This window comes from Kitasatospora sp. NPDC057542 (assembly GCF_042801945.1).
In the GTDB taxonomy this organism is placed as follows: Bacteria; Actinomycetota; Actinomycetes; order Streptomycetales; family Streptomycetaceae; genus Kitasatospora.
The window spans coordinates 1-7,721 of the sequence record NZ_JBHVFE010000434.1; the positions used below are offsets into that span (position 1 = coordinate 1).

At 75.8% G+C, this 7,721-nt stretch carries 9 protein-coding genes; 6 read left to right on the plus strand and 3 right to left on the minus strand.

The window, feature by feature from the left end; translation table 11 throughout:
* Window positions 1–378, plus strand: a 378-nt coding sequence (locus ACFU7Y_RS35530) for an SsgA family sporulation/cell division regulator (protein ID WP_380770832.1), incomplete at its 5' end; no start/stop codon positions are given.
* Window positions 379–388: 10 nt separating this feature from the next.
* Here the strand turns inward: ACFU7Y_RS35530 and ACFU7Y_RS35535 are convergent.
* The 3 genes from ACFU7Y_RS35535 to ACFU7Y_RS35545 all read right to left on the minus strand — a co-directional run bounded on the left by ACFU7Y_RS35535 (window position 389) and on the right by ACFU7Y_RS35545 (window position 3,634).
* A complete protein-coding gene (locus ACFU7Y_RS35535; RefSeq protein ID WP_380770833.1) occupies window positions 389–1,825 on the minus strand; it encodes a GAF domain-containing protein in 1,437 nt (478 codons plus the stop codon).
* A 181-nt stretch (window positions 1,826–2,006) separates the two neighbouring features.
* Entirely contained in the window at window positions 2,007–3,203 is a 1,197-nt protein-coding gene (locus tag ACFU7Y_RS35540) for a M48 family metalloprotease (protein ID WP_380770834.1), read from the minus strand.
* Window positions 3,200–3,634, minus strand: a complete 435-nt coding sequence (locus ACFU7Y_RS35545) for a BlaI/MecI/CopY family transcriptional regulator (RefSeq protein ID WP_224281278.1) — start codon at window positions 3,632–3,634, stop codon at window positions 3,200–3,202. Before ACFU7Y_RS35545 ends, ACFU7Y_RS35540 begins: the two co-directional genes overlap by 4 nt.
* A 116-nt stretch (window positions 3,635–3,750) precedes the next feature.
* On the opposite strand from ACFU7Y_RS35545, the gene ACFU7Y_RS35550 reads away from it, so the two are divergent.
* From ACFU7Y_RS35550 to ACFU7Y_RS35570, 5 genes are all read left to right on the plus strand, one after another.
* Window positions 3,751–4,419, plus strand: coding sequence for a DedA family protein (locus ACFU7Y_RS35550; protein WP_224281279.1), 669 nt, complete (start codon window positions 3,751–3,753; stop codon window positions 4,417–4,419).
* The gene (locus tag ACFU7Y_RS35555) at window positions 4,419–5,087 is read left to right on the plus strand and encodes a phosphatase PAP2 family protein (protein ID WP_380770835.1); all 669 of its coding nucleotides are present in this window, start codon (window positions 4,419–4,421) and stop codon (window positions 5,085–5,087) included. Before ACFU7Y_RS35550 ends, ACFU7Y_RS35555 begins: the two co-directional genes overlap by 1 nt.
* A gap of 165 nt (window positions 5,088–5,252) precedes the next feature.
* Window positions 5,253–5,768, plus strand: a complete 516-nt coding sequence (locus ACFU7Y_RS35560; protein WP_224281281.1) for a pyridoxamine 5'-phosphate oxidase family protein — start codon at window positions 5,253–5,255, stop codon at window positions 5,766–5,768.
* Window positions 5,769–5,873: 105 nt separating this feature from the next.
* Complete coding sequence (locus tag ACFU7Y_RS35565; protein WP_380770836.1) at window positions 5,874–6,995, plus strand: TIGR03364 family FAD-dependent oxidoreductase; 1,122 nt, start codon at window positions 5,874–5,876, stop codon at window positions 6,993–6,995.
* Window positions 6,996–7,006: 11 nt separating this feature from the next.
* Window positions 7,007–7,681, plus strand: a complete 675-nt coding sequence (locus ACFU7Y_RS35570; RefSeq protein WP_380770837.1) for a phosphonatase-like hydrolase — start codon at window positions 7,007–7,009, stop codon at window positions 7,679–7,681.
* Window positions 7,682–7,721: the final 40 nt, after the last annotated feature.

The following is a 7,721-nucleotide window of genomic DNA, read 5'->3' on the forward strand; positions in this document are numbered from 1 at the left end:
TCGCTGGGCGAGGACGTGGTCGGCGAGGTGCGCACCAGGCTGCGGTTCGACGCCGCGCGCCCGTACGAGGTGCTGCTGACCTTCCACCTGGGGCGGCCGGACGAGGCCGACTGGGTGTTCTCGCGCGAACTGCTGCGCGACGGCCTGCGCACGCTGAGCGGCCAGGGCGACGTCAAACTGTGGCCGGCGTACTGCCCGTGCCACGGCGCGACGGTGCACCTGGCGCTCGAATCCCCGCACGGCAGCGCACTGCTGGAAGCCTCCAGGCCCCGGGTGCAGGCCTGGCTGGACCGCACCTACGCGCTGGTCTCCGAGCGCCAGGAGCGCCGCTGCGGCCCCACCGACGCCGAGCTGGCCGCACTGCTCGCGGACGGCTGAGGGCGGGGCGTCAGCGACGCTCCGGCGGCGCGGCGGCGCACGGCGGTGGGAGTGACGGCGCGCCGGGCAGCCGGGCCGTCCCCGCGGCCAGTGCGGCCCGCAGCCGTCGGACGGCCGGGGCCGAGGAAGCGGGCAGCAGGTCGTACGGGTCGTCCGGCCCGTCCACGGTGACCAGCACCGACTCGGCGATCCGGTAGGGCCGGTGGGCCAGCAGCCCGCCCAGGTAGCGGCGCAGCCGGGACAGCTCGGCACGGACCGTCACCGTTCGGCCCGCGTCACCGAACAGCGCCTCGGCGAGCTGGGCGGCGGTGCTGCCCTCGCGTCCGGTGGCGAGCAGGAGCAGCAGTTCGGCGTGGCGCGGGCTGAGCGGGTGCGACCAGCTGTCGGCGGCGCCCCGGACGGACAGCTCGGCGCGGTCCGGGCGGCGCAGGTCGAGCCGGAGGTGGGCGCCCTCGGCCTGTTCGGCGGTCACCGTGCCGGCGCCGTCCTCCTCGGGCGGTCGGACGGGGCGCACCAGCCAGCCGTCGGCGAGCGGCTCCAGCGCACACTCGCCGAGGCCCGGCACCCAGTGCACGGTGGCCGGTGCCCAGCCCTCGCTGGGCACCCGCAGCCGGCTGGGCGGCGGCAGCCCGGCCGCGGCGGCGGTCCAGCCGGCCGCGTCCACCACCAGCGCCGGGCCGCCGACCCGGGCGAGCAGCGGGGCGGCCAGGGCGCGCAGCTGGTGCAGCGCCTCCAGCCGGTGGGCGCGCAGCTCGGTCTCGGCGAGCCGGGCGGCGGTGGCGGTGAGCTGGAGCAGGTACGGGCGGACGCTGTGCGCCGGGCCGCTCAGGTTGACGGCACCGACCAGCTGTCCGGTGCCGGGGTCGCGCACCGGCGCGGCCACGCAGGTCCAGGAGTGGTGGCTGCGCAGGTAGTGCTCGGCGGAGTGGACGTGCATCGGGCGCCGGGTGCGCAGGGCGACCGCGATGCCGTTGGTGCCGACGCTCTCCTCGATCCAGCGGGCGCCGGTGGTGAAGCCGATCCGGTCGGCGCTGCGGCGCAGACCGCGCTCGCCCTCCTGCCAGAGCACGTGGCCCTCGGCGTCGGCGACGGCCAGCAGCAGCGGGGCCGCGCCGCCCACCTCCAGCAGGGTCTCGCGCAGCACCGGCAGGACGGTGTCGAGCCCGCTGGTGCGTCGGCGCTGTTCGATTTCGCCGGGGCCCAGCAGGACGGCGGCGGCGCCGGTGTCGGGGTCGAGGCCGAGGCGGCGCAGCCGGGCCCAGGAGTCGCCGATCTCGGGGCGGGGTTCGAGCAGGCCGGGGCCGCCGGCCTGCTCGGTGAGGGCGGGAGCGGCCAGTTCCCGGGCGGCGGCGTCGGCGAGGGTGCGGTCGTGGACCTTGGCCAGCTCCGCCGCGGTCGGCGGGGTGCGGCGCTCTGGTCGTCGGGACTGCCGTCCGGTCTGCCGCACTCGCGTTGCTCCTCGCCGCCGTTCGAGGACGCGTCGGGGCCGACGCGCTGACGAAAGCGTACGGGTGCGGTGGGCCGCTGGGGATGGGGTCCGGCAAGTCGGCAAACCGGACGGTACGGATGCGGCCCCGGCCCCGGGACGCCCGGTGGGCGTTCGAGGGCGGGCCCGCATCCGGGCGGGGTCAGCGCTGGGCGCCGGAGCCCTGCTGGGCCGCCTCCACGGTGTGGTGCAGGTCGGCGGTGGCCTGCAGGGTGGCGGCGGTGCTCAGCGTCAGGCAGGCGGCCAGGGCCACGGCGGCGGCCCGACGCCAGGTGCCGGGGGCGGTGGCCGGGCGGGGCTGGAGCAGTGCGGCGACCCGGCGCGGGACCGGGCCGGAGTGGGCGGCAGGCACCAGCCGGGGGCGGGCCGGCCAGGGGGAACGGCTCGCGGCCAGGGCGGCCCGGCCGACCGCGCGGGCGGTCACGGCACGGTCGCCGACCCGGGCCGCTGCCACCTCGTCGGCCCAGCGCTCCAGGTGGTACCCGAGGGGCGCTCGCAGCGGGCGGAGTGCCGGGTGGACGCCGGCGGCGTGCTCGGCGAGGGAGAGAAAGAGGTGGTGGCGGGCGGTCAGGTGGGCCCGTTCGTGCGCGAGCAGGGCGGAGCGTTCGGGAGCGGTGAGGGCACGCAGCATGCCGGAGGTGACCACGATCCGGCCGGGTTCGCCCGGCCTGCCGGGGAGGCCCAGGCGCCCGGGCAGGGCGAAGGCGTCGGCGCACTCGTCGTCGAGGACGGTGAGCGGGTGGTCGGCGGGCCGGAGCAGCGCGGTGGGCCGGAGCAGGGCGGTCAGCCACGCCGGGGTGCGTGACCGGCGCACGGAGGCGCCTGGGGGGCGCATGTCCGAATGCCGGGCAGAGGAGGGGGCGCGGTCCGGCCGGTGGGTGCCGGGTCGGTCCGTACGGTGACCGTCGGCATGGTCCGCGGGGTGGCCGTCGAACGGCTCCGTACGGAGCTCGCCGCAGGGCGCCGCGCGGTGCTCGTGGGCCGGGAGCGCGGCCCGGGCGGTGCGCAGCTCCCGCAGCCGCCGGCGGGCGGTGCGCACCGCCAGCGCGCCGAGCGCGAGGAGCGCCAGGGCGGCCAGCGCGGCCGCGAACGGTGCGTCGGGCGCGGCCGCGGTGAGCCATGGCAGCGAGAGGTGGCCGAGGGCCGCGACCGGCGGGAGCTGGAGCAGACCGTCGGTGGCCAGCAGGCCGAGCGAGCAGAGGGTGCCGCCGGCCAGGACGGCGGCGCTGCCGGCCAGCATCCAGGCGGCGGCGCGCGGCGGCAGCGCCTCGGCGAGGCGACGGGCCGGCGGGGCGGCCAGGAAGGGCAGCAGCAGCGGGACCCAGACGGCGAGCATCATCGGCCGGCCGCTCCCGGCGCGTCCGGCCCCGCAGTGTCCGGCCTCACGGCGTCCGCCTCCGGGGCGCCGTCGCCGAGCAGTTCGCGCAGCAGCCGCTCGTCCTCGGCGGAGAGGTCGGAGACGAAGCGGGCCAGCACGGTGGAGCGGTCGGCCTCGCGGCCGAGCTCGGTGTGCATCCGGCGGGCGGCGAGCCCCGCGGTGTCCTGGACGGTCGGGGTGTAGGCGTAGGCCCGGCCGGCCCGGGTGCGCACGACCGTCCCCTTGTCGAACAGCCGGGCCAGGATCGTCGCGACGGTGGTGCGGGCGAGGTCCCCACCGAGCGCGGCCTGGACGTCCTGCGGCGTCATCGGCTGTCGGGCGGACCAGAGGGCGGCCAGCACCTCGGCCTCCAGCTCCCCGGCGGGCCGGCGGGCGGACGGTACGTCGGGCATGGCGGCGCTTCCTCCAACTTTCGTCTACAGTCATGTAGACCGTCTACGGAACTGTAGACGGTTCGGGCGGGTTCCCGTGTGAACCGCCCCCCCAACGTACGGGAGGTCCGTCGGCCTTGCTCCAGTTCCTCGCCGATCCGGCCGTTCACCTCGCGGTGAACCCGCTGGACGCATCCTCACTGCTCGCCGCCTTCGGCGCGCTCGGCATCGCCGTGGTGCTGTTCGCCGAGACCGGCCTGCTGGTGGGCTTCTTCCTGCCCGGCGACTCGCTGCTGTTCACCGCCGGACTGCTCTGCGTGCCCGGCGCCACCCAGGGGCCGCAGCTGGAGCTGTGGCAGGTGCTGCCCGCCGCCCTGGCCGGCGCGCTCGTCGGAGCCCAGGTCGGCTACCTGATCGGCCGGCGCGGCGGCCGGGCGCTGCTGCGGCGCAGTCGGCGCAGGAGCCTGCTGGACGGCGTGGCGCGGGCCGAGGAACTGCTGGCCAAGTACGGCCACGGCAAGGCGATCGTGCTCGCCCGGTTCATCCCGGTGGTCCGTACGGTGCTCAATCCGCTCTGCGGCGTACTCGAAGTGCCGGTCCGCTCGTTCACCCTCTGGCAGGTGGCCGGAGGCGCGGTCTGGACGGTCGGCGTGGTGTTCGCCGGGTACGGGCTCGGCTCGTCCATTCCCGGAATCGACGGATATCTGCTGCCGATCATCGGTCTGGTAGTAGTTATCTCCGTGCTCCCCATTGTTCTCGAACTGTTCCGCGCCCGTCAGGCGCGACGTCACGGAGGTGACGCGTGATGCCTTCACGGGCGCTCGCCGTGTACGACGGCAGCGGCATCGACGGCGACCTGTACACCCGGGTCAACGGCTGGGCCCAGTCGGCCCCGCACTGGCTGGACGAGCTGATCAAGGTCTGGTCGGCGCTCGGCCTCGGACTGTTCGCGGTCTTCATGGTCTACGCGTGGTGGCGGGCACGCGGCGCGGACTCGACGGTGATGGCCAGGGTGCTGGCCTCGCCGGTGATCGTGGTCCTCGCGTACGGCGTCAACTCGGTGCTCAAGGGTGGGGTCGAGGAACTGCGGCCCTGCGCGCAGATCCCCGGCAGCGTCGCGCTGGAGACCTGCCCGGCCGCGGGGGACTGGTCCTTCCCGAGCAACCACTCGGTGATCGCCTTCGCCGCAGCCGCCTCGCTCTGGTTCGTCAACCGGCGGCTCGGCTGGGTGGCCGGCCTGTTCGCGGTGCTGATGGCCGTCTCCCGGGTCTGGGTCGGCGTGCACTACCCGCACGACGTGGCGGCGGGCGCGCTGGTCGGGCTGCTGGTCGCGGTGGTGCTGGCGCCGCTCGCCGGACGCTGCGGGCCGCTGGTGGACCGGATGCGGGCGAGCGCGCTGCGGCCGCTGCTCGGGCCCGGCGAGCTGCCGGTGGTCAGCCACGGGTACCCGTCGTACTCCGCGCGGCGGCACTGACCTCCGCCGTCGTCACGTGGTTGGTCCGCCTGCCCCCTTGTCCGGTTTCGGACGGCGGGTGGAGCATGTGAGCCGGGCGTGGGGCCTCCCCAGGGGGGGGCGCCCGCCCGGCTCAGTCGTGCTCGGGCGCGAGGGCGCCGGGCGTGCCGGCGAAGGGAGTGCCGAATGCCGTACCGACTCGACATCACGCAGGGGGACTGGCCGGGCGACCTGCTGCACAAGGGCGTCGAGGGGCTGCTGGCCGAGGCCATGGTGCTCACCCTCGCCACCGCGGGCCACGAGCACGGCCCGCACGCCAATCTGGCCTTCTTCGCGTACGACGACGACCTCGTCCTCTACTTCGTCAGCGAGCGCTCCACCCGGCACAGCCACCACCTGACCGAGGAGGCCCGGGCCGCCGCCACGGTCTTCCTGCCGCCGCCGGTCTTCGGTGAACAGCTGCGCGGCCTCCAGCTGACCGGCAGCGCGAGCGAGGCCTGGGGGCGGCAGGCCGAGGCGGCGCTGGCCGCCTACCAGGGACGCTACCCGGCCTTCGCGCAGGACGAGGAGGTCCGGCGGCAGTTCCTCACCGGGGGCGGGGCGGCGGCGTTGTACCGGTTCCAGGTGGAGGGGCTGACGGCGGTGGACGAGCCGAACTTCGGCCGGCGCAACTACCTGCGGGCGCGGGTGGTGCGGTCGTAGTCGGTCACGATGACCGTCAGGTTGTCTGTACAACTTTTCGGGTGGTTCATCTGCGGGACCGCAGTGCGACGCCCCTCGGACACCTGGGCGCACCAGCCTGGCCGCATGAGAGTCATCGTCGTAGGAGCAGGCGTGCTGGGCACCATGCACGCCTGGCAGGCCGTCGAGCGCGGCCACGAGGTCGTCCACCTGGAGCGCGAGGCCGAGGCGCGCGGCGCCTCGGTGCGCAACTTCGGCCTGGTCTGGGTCAGCGGCCGGGCGCAGGGCGAGGAGCTGGACACCGCGCTGCGCGCCCGCGAACTGTGGGAGGCCATCGGCGCCCGCGTCCCGGACCTCGGCTTCCGGGCCAACGGATCGCTCACCGCCATCCGCACCGAGGCCGAACGCGCCGTCGCCGAGCAGGCCCTGACCCTGCCGGACGCCGCCGCCCGCGGCTACCGGCTGCTCGACCCGGACGAGACCCGCGCCGTCAACCCGGCCCTGCGCGGCAAGCTGCTCGGCGCCCTGTGGTGCGAGCGCGACGCCGCCGTCGAGCCCCGCACCGCCCAGCGCGCGCTGCGCGGGTACCTGGAGTCCACCGGCCGGTACACCTTCCTGCCCGGGCGCGAGGTGCGCGAGGTGGTCGGCGAGAACGCCGTCCGCGACGACCACGGCGACGTCCACACCGGCGACCTGGTGATCCTCTGCACCGGCGCCTGGCTCGGCGGCCTGGTCCGTGAACTCGCCCCCGCCCTGCCCGTACGCCGGGTCCGCCTCCAGATGATGCAGACCGACCCGCTCGGCGAGACCCTGACCACCTCCGTCGCCGACGGTGACAGCTTCCGCTACTACCCCGCCTTCACCGGCACCGCCCTGGACCGGCTGCGCGAGACCCAGCCGCAGCCGCCGGTCGCCGCCGAGCACAAGATGCAGCTGCTGATGGTCCAGCGCCGCGACGGCGGCCTGACCATCGGCGACACCCACGAGTACGACCAGCCGTTCGGCTTCGACGTCGTCGAGGACCCGTACGACCACCTGGTGGGCGTCGTCGAGGAACTGCTCGGCCGCCCGATGCCGCGGATCCGCCGCCGCTGGGCCGGGGTGTACGCCCAGTGCGTCGACTCCACCCGGGTCGTCCACCGCGAGCGCGTGCGCGACGGCGTCTGGCTGGTCACCGGCCCGGGCGGGCGCGGCATGACCTGCTCGCCCGCCATCGCCGAGACCACCGCCGAACTCGCCAACCTGTAAGGAGCGTTGTCGTGACCACCGACATCCACCTGGTCGTGCTCGACATGGCCGGCACCACCGTCGCCGACGACGGCCTCGTCGAGCAGGCCTTCACCGCGGCCGCCGCGGCGCTCGGCGTCGAGGCCGGCAGCCCGGAGTTCGACCCGATGCTGGCCCACGTTCGGGCCACCATGGGCGAGTCCAAGATCTCCGTCTTCCGTCACCTGTTCGGCGAGGAGGAGAAGGCGCAGCGGGCCAACACCGCCTTCGAGGCCGCCTACCACGACCTGGTCGACGCCGGTCACTGCGCCGCGCTTCCCGGCGCCGCCGAGGCCATCGCCGAACTGCGCGGCCAGGGCCGCAAGGTGGTCCTCACCACCGGCTTCTCCCGAGCCACCCAGGACCGCATCCTGGACGCCCTCGGCTGGCAGTCCATCGCCGACCTGACCCTCTGCCCCGCCGAGGCCGGCCGCGGCCGCCCGTACCCCGACCTCGCACTCACCGCCCTGCTGCGCACCGGTACCGACTCGGTCCGCCGGATCGCCGTCGCCGGCGACACCGGCTACGACATGCTGACCGGCACCCGGGCCGGCGCCTCGGTCGTCGCCGGCGTCCTCACCGGCGCCCACGACGAGGCCCGCCTGCGGGCCGACGGCGCGACCCACGTGCTCGGGTCGGTGGCCGAACTGGCCGCGCTGCTGGGCTGATCGGACGGGCCCGTGACGGGCGGGCGTCGCGCATCGGTCG